Genomic DNA, 16,760 nt, shown 5'->3' on the forward strand with positions numbered 1-16,760 from the left:
CGCGTGCTGGCTGCGTCACTCCTCGAGTAGTTCCCGGGCCCGCTCGAGTTCGGGGCTCGGTACCGAGAGCCGGATGGCCCGTGGCACCGCCCCCTGGAACGACGGCCCGAACACCCCCGCCTGGTCGTTCTGCCGGAGTACCGGGATGCCGGCGCTCTCCAGCTGCGCCTGCACGATGTCGGCCTCGAGGCCGGTGCTGTACGAGCCGATCTGGATCCACTTCGCTTCCATGTCGGTTCCCCGGGTGAGTGTGTGTTCCCGCTTGAAGATGATCCCCTTTCGCGCAATTCCAAACCCGCCTCGGGCGGCTCCCCGGTGCCGCCGAGAAAATCCCGGTGGACAGCACCACAATTCCGCCTCCCTCCCCGATACCAGCCCCGCTACCGCATAACGCCAGATGGATTCCTGCCGGATCAGGCAAATTGCTGCACTTCACAAAGCTAAGTCATGATAAGACAGTCACATAGCCAACTGCACTTTGTGGTACAAGGGGTGCTCTCCATTGGGGAGTCTCGTGTGTCAAAATAATAGTCAGTTTGTCGTGTGGCCCAAGGGGGCCTCCGGCCGGCTCTACAAACCGCTCGATCGAGGAGAAGCATCATGAACCGCAGGATTGGCTGGATTCACCTGTTCACACTCGTGGCCGCACTGGTGTTGCCGGGCCGCGTGCTCGCCCAGGCGGCGACCGCCCCGCAACCGCTGGTCATGACCGCCACGAACCTCATGGCCGGCGACCAGCGACACAAAGACGTCGCGCAGAATGGCGGGGACCAGAACGCCCTCATGGCCGGCGATGTGGTCCGCTACCGGCTGGTGTTCACCAACCTGAACGCCGACTCCCTCCGGAACGTCCAGTTCACCAACCCGATTCCCGGCGGGCTGCGCTATGTGGCGGCCTCCGCCGGCGCCGACCGGAGCGACGTGACGATCGATTTCTCGATCGACGGCGGCAAGACCTGGTCGGCGCAGCCGATGATCGAAGTGATCGTGGACGGGAAGCCGGTGCGCAAGCCGGCGCCGGTGTCGCAGTACACCACCATCCGCTGGACCGTCGGCGGCTGGGTGCAGTCGAAGTCGCAGGTGACCGCGGAGTACAAGGCTGAACTGCCGGCGCCCTCGGGCGCTCCGGCTGAGCGATAGATGCACGCCGAAGGAGCGTTTTCGAAGTCACACCTTACCACCCACAAGGAGTCGAACACCATGCGCCGCACACCCTTCATCCAGAGGACCCTGTCGGTCCTCACCGGCCTGCTGTTGGCCGTCGCGGTTTCCGGGCTGTACGCCCAGAGCCCGACGCCCGAGGGCACGGTCATCACCAACACCTCGACGGTGACGTACACCGACGCCAACGGCAACAGCTATACGCCGGTGACGGCGTCCGTCTCCGTCACCGTCGGATTCGTGGCTGGCGTCGACCTGACCGGCGTCGCCTCGGTGAGCCCCGCCTCGCCGAGCACCGCCGACACGCTGTTGTTCACCTACCAGAACATCGGCAACGGCAACGACAGCATCTCGGTCAGCGACGTGAACTCTGATGCCGGGACGATGGTCATCACCGGCTACCGAGTGAACGGGACGACCTACGCCGACCTGACGACGCTGAACGCGGCGCTCGCCTCGATCCTCGTGGCCCAGAACGGCACGCTGGCCATCCGGGTGATCTACAACGTGCCGGCCGGCCGCGGTGGCCTGCCGTCCAACTACACGATGACCGCTGCCTCACGACGGACCCCCTCAGTGACTGATGCGGCCACCACCATCGTTTCCCCGAACCTCTCGGCGGCCGTGAACGTCACGCCGGACGGAGCGCAGAACCTGCAGCAGCTGCCCAGCAATGCGACGAACTACACCTTCACCTTCACCGTCCAGAACGCCGGCAACGGCCCGGACAACTTCAACCTCGTCGCGTCACACCCCGGCACCGCGATTTCCATCGTCTCGGTGAACGGCACCGCCGGCAGCAGTGCGCTGCTCAGCGGCCTCGCTTCCGCAACGTCGCAGACGGTCGCCGTGGTCTACACGGTGCTGAACGTGGCGGCCGGCAGCAAGGACTCCCTGTTCCTGACCGCGACATCCGTCGGCAACAACACGGTCTCGGACAACGGCTTTGCCGACCTCACCGTCATCATGCCCAGCCTCACGATGGCGAAGGAGGCGTATCGCAATGACAAGCTGACCCTCATCACCGGGTCCGACCGCGTGCTGCCCGGTGAATTCATCCAGTACAAGATCACCGTCACCAACACGGGAACTGCCCCGTCTTCGGTGGTCCAGATCACGGACCCCCTCCCTGTGCAGCTCACCTACGATAGCGCGACCGGTGACGCGGCCGGCTGGACCTTCAGCAACGCGGGCAACAACGTGACCGCCGACCTGACGGGCACGCTGGCTGCCGGTGCAAGCAGGTTCATCTGGGTTCGTGCCCAGGTGAAGTGAGCGGACTGAACCGCTCGCATGAAGTTCGTTAACGCGGCGCATACGGCGACAGGCCGTTCGAGGCTCCATCCTGCCCAGTGGGCAGGGTGGGGTCTTGGCGTGCTTGCCCTGTTCGTGTCCGTCGCCAACCTGCGCGCCCAGGCCCTGCCGGCTGGGACCCAGATTTCGAATGTCGCGCAGGTGTCCTGGCAGGATGAAAACGGGCTGGCCTTCACGGCCGGCTCGAACATGGTGGTGCTGACCGTTGGCCAGGTTGCGGGCGTCGATGTCGAGCCGCCCCGCGCGTCGGTCAGCGATCCCGGCGCGACCGTGTGGTTTGCGCACACGCTGCAAAACATCGGCAACGGGACCGACAGCTTCACCGTTGCCGCGCGCTCCAGCGCTGGCTGGCCGCTCCGCGTCTACCAGGACGCCAACGGCAATGGAGCGCTCGATGCAGGGGAACAGCCCGTGGTGGGGCCGATCTCGCTGGTGGCGGGCGCCACCGCGAACCTGCTTCTCGCCGTGGATGTCCCCGCCGTGGCGACGGTCCGCGGCACCCTGGACACCCTCTGGCTCAGTGGTACCTCCCAGTTCGACGCTGCCGTCAGCGACAGCGTCGCCGATCAACTCCAGATCCGGGATGTCGGCATTGCGGTGTCGCTGGCGAAGTCGGTCGACCGGCCGACCGCGTCTCCGGGCGACATCCTGTCCTATACTATTGCGTACCAGGCGACCGGTCCCGATTCGGCCTCCAATGTCCGGATTGCCGACCAGATCCCGGCCGGGACCGTCTACCTGCCGGGCTCGCTCCGCCTGAACGGAGCGCCTCTCACCGACGCCGCCGGCGACGACGCGGGCACCTTCGACGCCCTCAACAATGTCGCGGTGTTCTCCCTGGCCACCGTCGCCGGGGGCTCCAGCGGTACGGTGAACTTCCAGGTCCGTGTCGGGCAGCAGGCCGTCACCAACACCGCCAGCGCCACCTACCAGACCGTGGCGGGCACTGACTCGGTGGCCTCCAACGCGGTGCAGACCGCCGTGGTTGCCCCGGAGGTGAGCCTGGTGAAGTCGCTCATCGGGCCGTCGACGGCCGGCATTGGCGACGCCGTGCAGTACCAGATGACCTGGCGCAACGCCTCGCCGACCGCGGTGGTGTCCGGCGCCGTGGTCACCGATACGATTCCGACCGGACTCGACTACGTCTCGTCCCTGCCGGCTGCCGTCCTCTCGGGGCGGGTGCTGCAGTGGTCGCTGGGCGACCTCGCCGCCGGCAGCACGGGGCAGATTCAGCTGACGCTGGCCGTGGCCGCGACGGTCACCGATACCCAGCGGGTCAGCAACACCGCTGTGCTCACTTCGGGCAACGCCCCGGAGCAGAGCTCCACCGCCTCTGAAGTCCTGCTCGTCGGGCCCGCCTCGCGGGAACTCTCCCTCACCAAGACCGCGGATGTCGTCGAGGTGAGCCTCGGCGAGACGGCGCCCTTCACCCTGGTGGTGGGCAACCGGGGCGTCGTCGACCTGTCGGACATCCAGATCCACGACCGACTGCCCGAAGGCACCCGGTATGCCAAGGGCACCGCCACCGGGGTGGACTCGGTGCAGTCGAGCGGGCGGGACCTCACCTTCTTCATCGCCGGTCCGTTGGCGCCCGGTGCCGAACACTCGGTGCACTACGCGGTCGCCGTCGTCTCGGCGTCGTCGACCACGCTGGAGAACACGGCGTTCGCCGTCGCGGGCGGAGTGACACGCTCCGCCAACGCGGTCGCCTCGCTCCAGGTCAACCGCTCCTGGGCCATGCAGGACCGCGCCGTGATCGGCAAGGTCTGGGTGGACGCAAACAACAACGGGATTCAGGACGTTGGTGAGGGCGGGATGCCGGGCGTGGACGTGTGGACGGAGGACGGCGATATCGCCACCACCGATACGGATGGCCGCTTCTCGTTCCGCAACATGCAGCCCGGCACCCAGCACGCGTTCCGGCCCGATCTCGCCACCGTCCCCCCCGGCTACCAGTTGGCGGACTCGGGCGTGGAGCGCTTGATCGTCACCCGCGACGCCACTGGCTGGACCACGCCCCGGGTGGATTTCCGCCTCGTGCCGAACGCCGCCCGCATGGCGGGAGTGCGGCTTCCCATCGGCTGGAGCCTGACGGCCCAGTCCATCGCGACACCCGTCGACACGGCCACCACCGCAACGAGGCTGCAGCAGCGCGACTCCGTCGCCGAGCACGGGTACCTGGACATCCCGCCGGTGGAGGTCCGGAACGTTGAGTTCGCCTCCAACAAGTCTGTGCTCTCGCCGGCGGCGATTGGCATGCTGGACACCCTTGCTCCCTGGTTCAACGCGAACCCGGAACTCTCGGTCATCCTCCGCGGGCATACCGACGCCGTCGGTTCCGTGGAACACAACCGCCAGCTTTCCGAGGAGCGCGCCAAGGCGGTCATGCAGCAATTGGTGGCGGCCGGTGTCGACCCCAGCCGTCTCATCCCGGTGGCGTTCGGCGCAACCAGCCCGGTGGCGGGCAACCAGACCGCCGAGGGTCGCGCGCGGAATCGCCGGGTCGAGCTGCGGATCGTCTATGCGACCCAGATCCGCGAGGTCGACGATCAGATCAAAGTGCTGAGCGCGGAGCCGCCGGCGGAATCGATGATGCTCGAGGTCGGCCTGCAGAACTCCTACGGGATGCCATTGTCCGACCTGAGCGTCACCTTCCCGGTTCCGCTCGACTCCGCCGAGCTGCTGATCAACGACTCCGTGGTGGGCCGCGCCGCCGGGGCGACGGTAGCGTTGCCGGCCATCCCGGCGCACGCCGCCTTCGCGCTCCGTGGCTGGAGCCGCCGACCGGACGCCGCCGCCTCCGCTGAACTCTCGCTGAATGGCAGTGCACTGAGCCGACTGGAGGTCGCCCTGGCTGACTCTGTCGTGCGGGTCACCGGCGTGACCGCTCCTGCCGTCACCACCGACAGCCTTCCCGACCTGGCGGCCCTGCCGCCCGGCGGCGAGGTGGCGGTCACCCTCTCCGCTCCCGAGGCGGGATGGCAGAACCAGACCACCTTTGTCCTGCCCTCCGGGTGGCGCACGCAGACGGACAGCGCCGCGCCGGTCTCGGCACCGGCCACCGCGCGGGTCGTGGAGGGGGGCGAGGCCCTGACCTGGAAGCTCCCCGAGGAGCCGACCGGACCGATGACTCTCGTGGTCCGCCCCGCGGGCGCCGTGGCGCCAAGCGCGCCGGCACGTTTGGAGCCGCTCCGCCCGCAGGAGGCGCGGCTCGCTGAGCAACAGAACGCGTTCCTGACCGGGCCAGGCGTGGAGATCTTCAGCCCGACCGACGGCTCGATTCTCAAGAGCGACCGCGCATACGTGGGCGTCCGGGGTGAGCCCGGTGCGCCGGTCACCCTCTTCGACGGCGACTCAGCCCTGGCGGAGGCCCGCCTCCGTCCCGATGGCGTGCAGGACTTCATCGCGGTGGAGCTCAAGCCCGGCCCGCATCGCCTGCGAGTGCGCATGATGAACTCCTGGTCGAAGGAGCGCTGGGACAGCAGCTCCGTCCATGTGACGGGAGCACCGGAGTCGTTCCATTCGGAGCAGCAGCGTGTGGCGCTCGTTGCCGACGGGCAGACGATCGCGACGGCCCGCGTCCGGGTGCTCGATGCCTGGGGCGTGCCGGTGGTGAACGGGCCGCAGGTCACTGTGGTCGCGGAAGGCGCCGAGGTGGTGAACCCCGACGCGGACGGTTCGTCGGTTGGCGTCCAGGTGGCGGCCGACGAAGCAGGCTGGCTGACCATTCTCCTCCGTCCCGGACATTCGGTGGGCGCGGGAAGCCTGCAGCTCTCCTACGCGGCCCTGCACGGGGAACTCCCGCTCGACGTCCTGCCAGCGGTCCAGCCGCTCCTGCTCACTGGCTCGGGCCTCATCGGTATCGGCGCCAGCTACGACGCCTATGGTGCCGTGACGGCCCGCGGACATCTGGACGACCGGACCTCGTTCCTGCTGAGTTACGACTCCCGGCGCCTCGATGCAGGGACCGACGCCTTTGCGCGCAGCGCCGACCCGCTGGCCGAGGCACAGTATCCCATCCTGGGCGACGCCAGCATCTACCGGACCTCCAGCGCCTCGACCTACCAGCTCTCCGCCCGCGTCGAACGCGGGTACGATTGGCTCGCATTCGGCGACATCGGCATCAACGGCGGACTCGGCTCGGAGTTGGGACTCAGTGACTACCGGCGCGCGCTGCCGGGCCTGGCCGCCCGCTACACGACCGGGCCGGTGGTGTGGCAAGGCTTCGGCGCGGTGACGACGCAGCTGTTGCAGCAGACCCAGATCCGGGGAGCTGGCTCATCTGGCCCCTATACGTTCGGCAGCACGATCCGCTTCGGCACCGAACAGGTGACGGTGGAGACGCGGGAGCGCAACAACGCCGAGCATATCCTCAGCCGCGAAGTCCTCACGCGGTTTGTGGACTATGAAATCAACTATGAGTCGGGTTCGCTGCTCCTGAAGCGGCCGGTGCCCGCCGCCGACACCTACGGCAACCCGGTTTACCTCGTGGTCATCTACGAGGCCGAGTCCGGCGGTTCCAGCAGCGAAGTCTGGGGCCTGCGTGCCGCAGTCGACGGCACCAGGTGGATCCGGAACACGCCGCTCGATTCGGCGCGTGTGGGCGCCACCTGGGTGCACGAGAGCCCCGATGCCGGCGGCCACCAGCTGCTCGGCGCCGACCTGCACCTCGTCGCACGGCAGGGGTTGACGCTGGGCGGAGAGGTGTCGTTCTCCAACGGTCCCGATTCGAGCGGCACCGCCACGGCGTTGGCTGGTTCGTACGGATTCCTCGGCGGGGCGGGGCAATTGACGGCCAAGTGGCTCGGGGTGAGCCGCGAGTTCGGGAACCCGGCGAACCCGGCGCTCCAGGGTGGCACCAGCGCCATCAACCTTGGCGCACAGTACAAGCGGAGCGGGCGCGAGTTTCAGCTCGGGTACAATTGGCAGCGATTCGACGTGCAGGACCAGGAGCGCCAGGAGGCGAGGGCGAGCGTCCTCCAGCCGATCGGGTCCGAGGTGCAGGTGCTCGGGTCGCTGGCCAGCCATCGCTTCCTGGGCCCCAATCTGGACGACGATGTCTGGGGCGCCGAAGCCAAGGTCAGCTGGAAGCCGGAGGGTCGTCTCGGGATGTGGACCGAGGGACGCGTCGATCTGGGGGGCACCGGAGCGTCGCAGAGCCCCAGCTTCGTCGGCGTCGGGGCCTCCTACGACGTCACGAGTGGCGTCTCCCTCGAAGCCAGGCATCGGCGCGCCTTCTTCCCCGGCGACTCGGGCAGTTACAGCGTGACCGACCTCGGGGTCCGGACCCGCATCGGGACGGGGACCGAGGCCTATGGTTCGTACCAGTTGGCCGGCATCTCCGGCGCCGACAACGCCGCCCTCGTCGGCCTGCGGAATCGCCTCCAGGTCGGATCGAGCTGGACGCTCAACACGCTCTTCGAGCGGCGGATGGGGCTCAACGCGGCCGGCACCCTCGACCCGGTGCGGGCCGCGCCCTTCCTGCAGCAGGAGGAGAATTACTGGTCGGTTGGCGCCGGGGCCGAGTACCTTCCACAGCTGGCGCCCTATCGCCTGAGCGCGCGCGCCGAGTTCAAGGATGGCGACATCAACAGCAACCGGTTGCTGTCCCTGGCGGGCGACGTGTCGCTGAATTCAGGGCTCGCCATTCTGACTCGGCAGAATGTGCTCAAGACCGAGCAGACGAACTCGGATACGACGATCTTCGGCCACGCCTACGGGTCGCTGTGGGGCGTCGCGTTCCGGCCGACACGCAGCAACAAGCTAAACGTCCTGGCCAAGTTCCAGTGGATCAACGTCCTGAATCCCAACCGCGGCAGCGTGCTGGGCGGCTCTGGCGAAGAGGGGCGGACCATCGTTGCGGTGGAGGGGATCTACCAGCCCTCGGCCATCAGCGAAATCGCCGCCCGTTTCGCGAGCCGGCGGAGCAGCTCAAGCCTCGTCGCCTCCGACGGCACCAGCGTGGCGCTCGGTTCACTGGCCGACTTCGTAGGGTTGCGGGGCAGCCTCGTGGTCATGCCTCGGCTCGAGGCCCGGCTCGATGGGCGGCTCTTGATGGAGCGGACCAGCGGTGAATCGCGGTATCAGCTTTCGCCGCAACTCGCCTTCCTGCCCCAGCAGACGCTCGAGGTCGTGACGGGGTACCGGTTCGGCGACCTGCAGGACCCCGATTTCGCCACCGATGGCGGCGACGGGTGGTTTGTCACCTTCAGCGCCCGCGTGACCGAGCAGAGCATCGCCTCGGCCGCCGACTTCTGGCGCCAGCGTTTCGGGGGGAGGTAGGTGTTCATGCATCGCATCCGCCTCTCGACGCCTCGCCGGGCGGCCCCACGGGTGTGGGCGTGGCTCGCGCGCACGATACTGGCGACCGTGGTGCTTGCCTCCCTGCCCGCAACGGCCGCGCATGCCCAGCTGCAGATCTACGGCACCAACGCGAACGGCATCTACCGGATCAACAGCGCCACAGGGGCGGGCGTCCAGGTGTACACCGGCACCCCATTCTCGGGAGGGTATGCCGCCGGCGCTGCCCAGCGCCCGAGCGACGGCGTGCTCTTCTTCGTGGTGGGCAGCGGGGGCAACGACGCCCTCTACCGCTGGGACCCGGCCACCCCGGCCACGGCGCCGGTATTCGTCGGCAACACCGGGGTCCCGTACATGCCCCGGCTTGGCTTCAGCACGTCGGGCAGCCTGTACGGCGTGGACATGGGGACGAACAGCATCTACCTGCTGAACCAGTCCACCGGTGCGGGCACCGCGACGGGTGCGGGGCTGACCGGTGGACCGGCCGGCAATACCGGTGGCGACCTCGCCTTCCACCCCAGCAACGGCTACATGTACATCCCGACGGGCACCGGCAACCCCTACACCCTCTACCGGGTGCCGGTAACGGGTGGGGCGCTCGCCAGTGTCGGCACCTTCACGGGCATGCCGTGCGACCCATCCGGTGCGGCGTTCGACGCCGCGGGCACGCTGTACGTGCAGTGCTCCACTTCCAATAACCTGTACACGGTGCCGCTCACCGGCGGGGCCGCGACATTGGTGGGGACGGGGCCCGCGGCCCTCCAGGACCTCGCGTCGGTGCCGGCGCCGCCTCCCACCGTTGCGATGAGTTTTTCGCCCGGCACACTGGGCGCCCCGGGTGCGACCTCCGTCCTCACCATTACGCTCACCAATCCCGCCTCCGTGCAACAGCGCGGGGCCGCCTTCACGCTCGGCTACCCCGCCAACCTGGTGAACGCCCCGACCCCTGCCGGGGCCACGACCTGTGGCGGCACCGTCACCGCTGCGGCGGGCGGCGGAAGTGCGACGCTCTCCGGCGGGACGATTCCCGCTGGTGGAAGTTGCACGGTCACGGTGACCGTGACGACGACCACGGCTGGCAGCTACGTCGTCACCCTTCCCGCCGGTGGCCTGCTCACGATCATCGGGGCCAACCTCTCATCGGCCTCCGCGACCCTCACGGTCGGCGCGTCGATCTCAGGCAGGGTGTTCGAGGACGCGAACTACGGAGGCGGCGCAGGCCGCAGCCTCGCGGCGTCGGGTGGCGTGGGGCTGGCTGGAGCGCGGGTGGAGCTCTACAACGGGGCGGGGGCGTACGTGGGCTTCACCACCACCGACGGTACCGGCGCATACAGCTGGCCGAGCCTGGTGGCCGGGAACTACACGGTCCGGGTGGTGAATCTCACGGTACCGTCCTCGCGCAGCGGCTATGTGGCCAGCCTGATCCCGGTCCAGACCTACCGCACCACCGCTGCGAGCGGCTCCGCGGTGGCGGTGACCGATCGCGTCGGCGGGCAGGACCCGGACGCCGTGGACGCCGGCAATGGTGGCGCCGGGACGACGATGAACATCGCCACAGGCGTGTTCACCGCCGGGATCACCGGGCGGGCGCAGTCGATTGCGCCGGTCACGATCAGCGGCGCCGGCAACATCGCCAGCGTGGACTTCGGATTCAGCTTCGACGTGGTGGTCAATCGGAACACCGCCGGGCAGGGGAGCCTCCGGCAGGTGATCACGAACGCCAATGCCCTCTCCAACACCGGCCTGGCGCAGGCGGGGCGGCCTGCCGGCACCGAGAACGCCATTTTCATGCTCGCTAATGGGACTGCGTTCCCCGGGACGAACATCGGGTACGCGAACCAGTTCGCCGGCGGCGTGGCCACCGTCAACCTGACCAGCGCCCTGCCGAGCATCACTTCGGCGCTGGTCCTCGACGCGCAGACCCAGCCGGGCTGGTCGGGGGTGCCGATCGTTGAACTGAACGGCAGCGGTGCCGGCAGCGGAAGCGACGGGTTGACCATCACCTCGGCCAACAATGTGGTGCGCGGTTTCGTGATCAACCGGTTCAGCGATCAGGGCCTCGTGCTCAGCGGTACCGGCGCCACCGGCAACCTGGTGGCTGGCAACCACATCGGGGTAAACGCATCTGGGAGCGCCACGGCAGCCAACGGCGGCTACGGAATCCAGATCCTGGGCGGCGCCAGCAATAACACGATTGGCGGCACGACCGCCACGACGCGCAACGTGATCTCCGGCAATGCCTCAGGAGGCGTCTGGCTGCGTGACGCGGCGAGCACCGGCAATGTTATTCTCGGCAACTACATCGGCCTTGATGCCGGCGGCACGGGCGCGCTGGGCAACGCCGGGGCCGGTGTTATGGTCAGCAACAGCGCGCGCGACAACACGATTGGTGGCACGGGTGTGGGAGACGGCAATCGGATCTGGTACAACCAGGGGGACGGCGTCGTGGCGACGTCGAACAACACGGATCGGATCGCCATCCTCGGGAACTCAATCTCGCTCAACATCGGCCTCGGCATCGACCTGAGCAACAACGGGGTGACAACCAACGACGGCAACAAGCGCAACAACCGCACGAACGACGGCATGGACTATCCGGTTTTTACCTCGGCGTCGGTGAGCGGCGCCCTGCTGACGGTCGCGGGATATGTCGGCAGCGCGCCTGGGCAGTCCGCGTTCGGCGGCGCGCGGGTGGAGGTGTTCAAGTCGGACAACGATCCCACCGGCTACGGCGAGGGTCCGGTCTACCTTGGTTTCCTTACCGCCGATGCGAACGGCAACTTCAGCGGCTCTCTCTCCCTGGGAGGTGTGGGCGGCGGCGACCGAGTCACCGGCACCGCCACCGACGCCAACAACAACACCTCGGAGTTCGGCCCGAATTTCCTGGTAAACTCGCCTCCGCCGGTGCTCACACTGACGAACACCGTCTTCCCGAGCGGCGCCCAGCAGCCCGGCACCGACCTGGTGTACACCCTCACCTTTGCCAATACCGGGGGTGCTGCTGCCACGGGGGTGGTGCTCGTTGATTCGCTGACGCCCCGGGTTGATTTCAAGGTGGGCTCGGTCACGTCCAACCTCGGCACCACTGGCCTCACGGTCACGGTGACGTACTCGAACAACAACGGCGCCACCTTCGCCTACACGCCGGTGAGCGGCGGCGGCGGGGCGCCGGCTGGGTACGACCGCAATGTGACCAATGTACGCTGGGCATTCACAGGAAGTTTGAGCGCCACGCCGCCCAACCACGCTGGGAGCGTGGGGCTTGCGGGGCGCATCCGCTAGCGCCCTCTCCGGCGCTAGAGGGCGAACACCATCCCCTCGCGCGCAATCGTGAACCCCCGCCGCACAATTTCCGTCTGTTGAGCCCCACCCTCGTCGAGGGCGGGGTTGGAGTTGTTGAGGTGGGTCAGCACGATCTGCGTTTCACCCTGGTCTGCCACCGCCTGCAGCGCGTCCATCGTCTGTGTCATCAGCGGATGCGGCACCTCCTCCACCGTCCGCCCAGGCAGTTCATCCATCGACCAGAACGAGCCATCCAGCAGCGCCACATTTACGCCCGCCACCGCCTCGGCGATGCTCCGTTTCCAGAGTGACCACGAGTTGATATCGGGAATGAAGAGGAGCGTCGCGTCTGGCCCGCGGAACAGGAACCCGACCGTGTCCGCCTGTTCGTCCCGGTGCGGAACCTTCCAGAGCTGGACTTCGAGGAGCGGATCGATGCGATGCCATCGGTCGAGCGACAGGGGCCGCAGGTCGATGCGACCCTGCTCGACCAGGAATCGCCAGGGATAGTTGCCGGCCAGGAAGTCGGCCATGGCCTGCGTGCAGTAGACCGGCGTCTTCTGCATTCCCATCCCCTCGTTGCCCAGCACGGCAAGGCCGGCGTAGTGGCCGATGTGGGCATGGGTGAGGAAGATGCCGTCGAATGGGCGGCGTGCGGCAGCCCGTTGACGAAACGCCGGCTCGGTGATCAGGTCGATCTGCCGAGTGATGTCGGGAGTCGCGTCCACCAGGTAGAACCGCTCTGCCTCCGGCTCCACCAGGGCGAGGGACGAGACGAATCGTCCATGACCTGCCGCCTGGAGGGCGCGTCCCTCGTTGCAGCGGTCGGTATAGCAGCCGACCTGGGGGAAGCCGGCGTCCTGCACCGAGCCAAGGACGAGGGCGTACAGGTCTGCGCCGGCGGGCCGGGAGATTGGTGGCCAGCCCGACGTCAGCCAGGACCGTGGCACCATTCCACTGGCGGCGAGGGCGGAGAGGAAGTGACGTCGGTTCATCATGGAATGCGCTGCCCCCTCGTGGCCTGATCGCCTGATGCACCATCCAAGATGGAGCGTGGAGAGTGTCGACGCCACCCGCCACGCTGTAGCCGGAACCGATGGCCGCATGGCTCCGTAGGGAAGCAATCACCAAGGAGAGTATTGATGATGCTGTGGAACCGGAGCGCCCGGACCGTTGTGCTGTGCCTCCTGGCGGGCACCCCCCTCCAGGCGCAGCGCGCCATCCCGCCCGACACCCTGTTCACGGTGTTCGACGGCGACACCATTCCCGACATGGGGGCGGTCGGCGGCGTCGCCGTCGACAAGCTGGGTTACGTCTATGTGGCGGACTTCCGCAACCAGCTTTGGCGCTACACGCCCGGGGGCTCGGTCGAGCGGTATGCGGACGGGTTCTACGGCTCGTCCGGGAACGCCGTCGGTCCGCGGGGCGAGGTCTACCAGTCCAGCTTCCACGGGAACTACATCACGCGGGTCAACCGCGACGGCAGCACGGAGCTGTGGGCCGACCGGGGGCTCGACGGCCCCGTGGGGATCGCGGTGGGGGAGGGCGGGGAACTCTACGTCGTCAATTGCCGCGGTGGCTTCGTTTCCGTGGTGCGACCCGACCACGAAGTCACGCGCCTGGTCGACGGGCCGCTCTTTGCATGCCCGAACGGGATTACACGGGACGACCAGGGCGATTTCTTCGTGGTGAACTTCTCGAATACGACGATCGTGCGGGTTACCCCCGGGGGCATGGCCAGCGTCTTCGCCGACGTGCCGGGCGCTGGGGGCAACGGCCACATCGTGTATGCCCGCGGCGGGTTCTATGTCACCAAGCTCCGCGGCCACCAGGTATTTCGCGTGGAGCGGGACGGGACCGTCTCGGTCGTGGCGGGAACCGGGGTGCAAGGGCAGTCCGACGGGCCTGCCACGACGGCGTTGATGAGTCAGCCGAATGGAATCGCCGTGTCGCCCTCCGGGCAGGAGTTGTGGGTGAACGAGCTGGTGTCGGGCGGCGGCGTCACGGGCGGCGCCGCCCGGTCGGTGCTGCGGCGAATCCGGCTGGTGTCGATGACCGACGTGCTGTCGACGACCACCGCGGGGGACGGGAGCGTGGAAGCCGCCTACCTGGCCTATCGGACGGCGCGGCCCAACGAGGAGACCTCGGCGAGCGCCATTGCGGTTGGGTACCAGTTCCTGCAGACGGGGCGAATCCAGGACGCCCTCGCGGTGTTTCGCCTGAACGCCACGGACTTCCCTGACGACCCCACGAGCCAGTACCAGCTTGGCGAGGCGTACCGGTTTACCGGCCAGCCGGAGCAGGCTGCGGCTCAGTACAGGACCACCCTGCGACTCGATCCGAACTATCCGCAGGCGGCCGCCCGACTGAAGGCGGTCGGCGGGGAGTGACGGAATCGAGGCGCTAGATGGGCCTGGTGGACCGGGGGTCGAACGACAGCAGCGCTGCCAGGACCAGTGCAGCCACCAGTCCCCATTCCAGCCCCGCGGGATGCGCGCCGACGACCCAGCATGTGAGGAGCATCCCGACATTCGCGATGATCGCGGCCACCCACAGCCCGCGCGCCTTCATGCCGTACCAGTAGTTGAGAATGTTGATGGCCCCGAGGTACACGAAGACCAGTCCGACGATGACGCCGATCTCGTCCATCCAGGGCGTCACTTCGATGAAGGTGTTGGCGATGAAGTAGGCGCCCGTCAGCGCGATCGCGCTGCCGGCAATCAGGTAGAGGTACCGCATCAGGCCTCCGTCGCGAGTGCGCTCGGAATGGGGGGGGAGAACGGCTCTCCACGCAATCTGGAGGCCGTCCCCGTGTCTCTGCTGATGGAACGGTGCAACAGGGCGATGCAAGGCAAGACAGAGAAGGCGTTTGCGGCCGGCAGCTCCCGCTGCCGGGGCGGCGGTCGCGGAGGGGCGCGCGTGGGGGTACGGTGCCGCTGACGGGCGTTTTGGGGGCCGCAGGGGGATTCTGCCGCAGTCCCTCCAGCCCACAGGAGGCGGTCCCCGTGGTTAGGATTCGAATGAGCGGACCGTCGGCCGAACTCGCGCAGCGAGGTGATTGCGCGGCGCGTCGTCGTCCGCAGGCCTGAAGGGAGGGTGCGCCGCATGATCGCCAGTACCTCGATTCCCCCGATCATCCAGGGTGGCATGGGCGTCGGCATTTCCGACTGGCGCCTGGCGCGGGCGGTGGCCGAGCGGGGGCAGCTGGGCGTGGTGTCTGGCACCGCCATCGATACGGTGCTGGTGCGCCGACTGCAGGACGGCGATCCTGACGGCCATATGCGACGTGCCATGGCTGCCTTCCCGATACCCGACGTGGCTGCGGAGGTGGAACGGCGCTACTTCCTCCCTGAGGGCCGTGAGCCCGGCGCACCGTACAAGCTTCTTTCCATGGACAAGCAGGTGGCGAGCACGGCACGGCAACTGGTCGTCGTCCTGGCCTCGTTTGTCGAGGTCTATCTCGCGAAGGAGGGCCACGAGGGGATGGTGGGGATGAATCTCCTCACCAAGATCCAGAGCCCGACCCTGGGGGCGCTCTACGGCGCCATGCTGGCCGGGGTCGACGTGATCCTCATGGGTGCTGGCATTCCCCGGGAAATTCCCGCCGCGCTGGACCGCCTCGCCGAGCATGAACCTGCAAAGCTGCGCTTCGAGGTGGAGGGGCTTCCCGCGGGCCAGGAGGAATCCCTCACGTTCGACCCCGCGGCCCTCTGGGCCACGACCCCGCCGGTGCTCCGACGGCCCCAGTTCCTGGCCATCATCGCCAGCAATTCACTGGCAACGGTCCTGGCCCGGAAGGCCAGTGGCAAGGTGAACGGGTTCATCATCGAGGGGCCAACCGCCGGTGGCCACAACGCCCCGCCGCGTGGTGCGCCGACGTTCAACGAGCGTGGTGAGCCGGTGTACGGCGCGCGGGATGAGGTGGATCTTGCGAAAGTGGCGGAGCTGGGCTTGCCCTTCTGGCTGGCCGGCGGCACGGGTCGGCGCGGAAGCCTGGGGGAGGCGCTGGCCGCCGGGGCCAATGGCGTCCAGGTGGGGACCTTGTTCGCGTATTGCGATGAGTCGGGGCTGGCCGACGAACTGAAGTATGGGGTGCTCTCCCATGTCGAGTCGGGCGAGGTCACGGTAACGACCGACCCGCGAGCGTCCCCGACCGGGTTTCCATTCAAGGTGGTGACCTGGCCCGGGGCCTCCGGAGCCGGCGGGGGACGCGAGCGGATCTGCGACCTTGGGGTGCTCCGGGTGCCGTATCACACGCCGGAAGGCAAGATCGGGTATCGGTGTGCGGCCGAACCGGTCGATGCCTACGTCAAGAAGGGCGGCAAGGCCGAAGACACCGAGGGCCGCCGGTGCCTTTGCAACGGACTCATGGCCGACCTCGGGCTGGGGCAGACCCGCGCGAATGACACAGTCGAGCCCCCTCTCGTCACCAGCGGCGACGACCTCCAGGCCATCGGTGCATTCCTGGCGGGACGGAGCCACTACAGCGCGGGGGACGTGCTCGACTACCTGTCCGCCTAGCTCGAACGAACCAAGTCTGGCGCAGGCAGGTGGCGTCTGCGGTATTTTGGTCGGCATCTTGTATGTGATGTGATACATCATGTTATAGACTGCAATCCATGCTATAGCAACGGATTATGTAGTTATACACAGGCGTGCCATACTGGCTGGACGGCCTCGCTGTCCCGGGGGTTCGCTTCCCT

At 67.8% G+C, this 16,760-nt stretch carries 9 protein-coding genes; 6 read left to right on the plus strand and 3 right to left on the minus strand.

All coding sequences use genetic code 11. The annotated features are described in order from the left end of the window. Positions 1-15: 15 nt before the first annotated feature. Positions 16-231: a DUF2007 domain-containing protein gene (locus R2910_02045; protein MEZ4411754.1), complete on the minus strand. Its 216-nt coding sequence runs from the start codon at positions 229-231 to the stop codon at positions 16-18. 369 nt (positions 232-600) lie between these two features. Between R2910_02045 and R2910_02050 the strand changes: the two genes are divergently transcribed. The 4 genes from R2910_02050 (at position 601) to R2910_02065 (ending at position 12,057) form a co-directional block, all read left to right on the plus strand. After that, complete coding sequence (locus R2910_02050) at positions 601-1,140, plus strand: hypothetical protein (GenBank protein ID MEZ4411755.1); 540 nt, start codon at positions 601-603, stop codon at positions 1,138-1,140. A gap of 60 nt (positions 1,141-1,200) precedes the next feature. Next, a complete protein-coding gene (locus tag R2910_02055) occupies positions 1,201-2,436 on the plus strand; it encodes a hypothetical protein (protein ID MEZ4411756.1) in 1,236 nt (411 codons plus the stop codon). 99 nt (positions 2,437-2,535) lie between these two features. After that, positions 2,536-8,757, plus strand: coding sequence for an OmpA family protein (locus R2910_02060; GenBank protein ID MEZ4411757.1), 6,222 nt, complete (start codon positions 2,536-2,538; stop codon positions 8,755-8,757). 6 nt (positions 8,758-8,763) lie between these two features. Then, entirely contained in the window at positions 8,764-12,057 is a 3,294-nt protein-coding gene (locus R2910_02065) for an SdrD B-like domain-containing protein (GenBank protein ID MEZ4411758.1), read from the plus strand. Positions 12,058-12,071: 14 nt separating this feature from the next. Here the strand turns inward: R2910_02065 and R2910_02070 are convergent, their stop codons facing one another. Beyond that, complete coding sequence (locus R2910_02070; GenBank protein ID MEZ4411759.1) at positions 12,072-13,052, minus strand: MBL fold metallo-hydrolase; 981 nt, start codon at positions 13,050-13,052, stop codon at positions 12,072-12,074. A gap of 147 nt (positions 13,053-13,199) precedes the next feature. Here R2910_02070 and R2910_02075 point away from each other — a divergent pair, with 147 nt between their 5' ends. Then, positions 13,200-14,447: a tetratricopeptide repeat protein gene (locus R2910_02075; GenBank protein MEZ4411760.1), complete on the plus strand. Its 1,248-nt coding sequence runs from the start codon at positions 13,200-13,202 to the stop codon at positions 14,445-14,447. 13 nt (positions 14,448-14,460) lie between these two features. Here the strand turns inward: R2910_02075 and R2910_02080 are convergent, their stop codons facing one another. Continuing rightward, entirely contained in the window at positions 14,461-14,796 is a 336-nt protein-coding gene (locus R2910_02080; protein MEZ4411761.1) for a hypothetical protein, read from the minus strand. Positions 14,797-15,162: 366 nt separating this feature from the next. Between R2910_02080 and R2910_02085 the strand changes: the two genes are divergently transcribed. Further along, positions 15,163-16,578 carry a nitronate monooxygenase gene (locus R2910_02085; protein ID MEZ4411762.1) on the plus strand — a complete coding sequence of 472 codons (1,416 nt, stop codon included), beginning with the start codon at positions 15,163-15,165 and terminating at the stop codon, positions 16,576-16,578. Positions 16,579-16,760 lie beyond the last annotated feature (182 nt).

This window comes from Gemmatimonadales bacterium, from assembly GCA_041390145.1.
Lineage (GTDB): Bacteria > Gemmatimonadota > Gemmatimonadetes > Gemmatimonadales > GWC2-71-9 > SPDF01.

Coding starts and splice junctions, on each gene's coding strand:
- R2910_02045 (MEZ4411754.1), bottom strand. CDS start 231: ATGGAAGCGAAGTGGATCCAGATCGGCTCGTACAGCACCGGCCTCGAG.
- R2910_02050 (MEZ4411755.1), top strand. CDS start 601: ATGAACCGCAGGATTGGCTGGATTCACCTGTTCACACTCGTGGCCGCA.
- R2910_02055 (MEZ4411756.1), top strand. CDS start 1,201: ATGCGCCGCACACCCTTCATCCAGAGGACCCTGTCGGTCCTCACCGGC.
- R2910_02065 (MEZ4411758.1), top strand. CDS start 8,764: ATGCATCGCATCCGCCTCTCGACGCCTCGCCGGGCGGCCCCACGGGTG.
- R2910_02070 (MEZ4411759.1), bottom strand. CDS start 13,052: ATGAACCGACGTCACTTCCTCTCCGCCCTCGCCGCCAGTGGAATGGTG.
- R2910_02075 (MEZ4411760.1), top strand. CDS start 13,200: ATGATGCTGTGGAACCGGAGCGCCCGGACCGTTGTGCTGTGCCTCCTG.
- R2910_02080 (MEZ4411761.1), bottom strand. CDS start 14,796: ATGCGGTACCTCTACCTGATTGCCGGCAGCGCGATCGCGCTGACGGGC.
- R2910_02085 (MEZ4411762.1), top strand. CDS start 15,163: ATGATCGCCAGTACCTCGATTCCCCCGATCATCCAGGGTGGCATGGGC.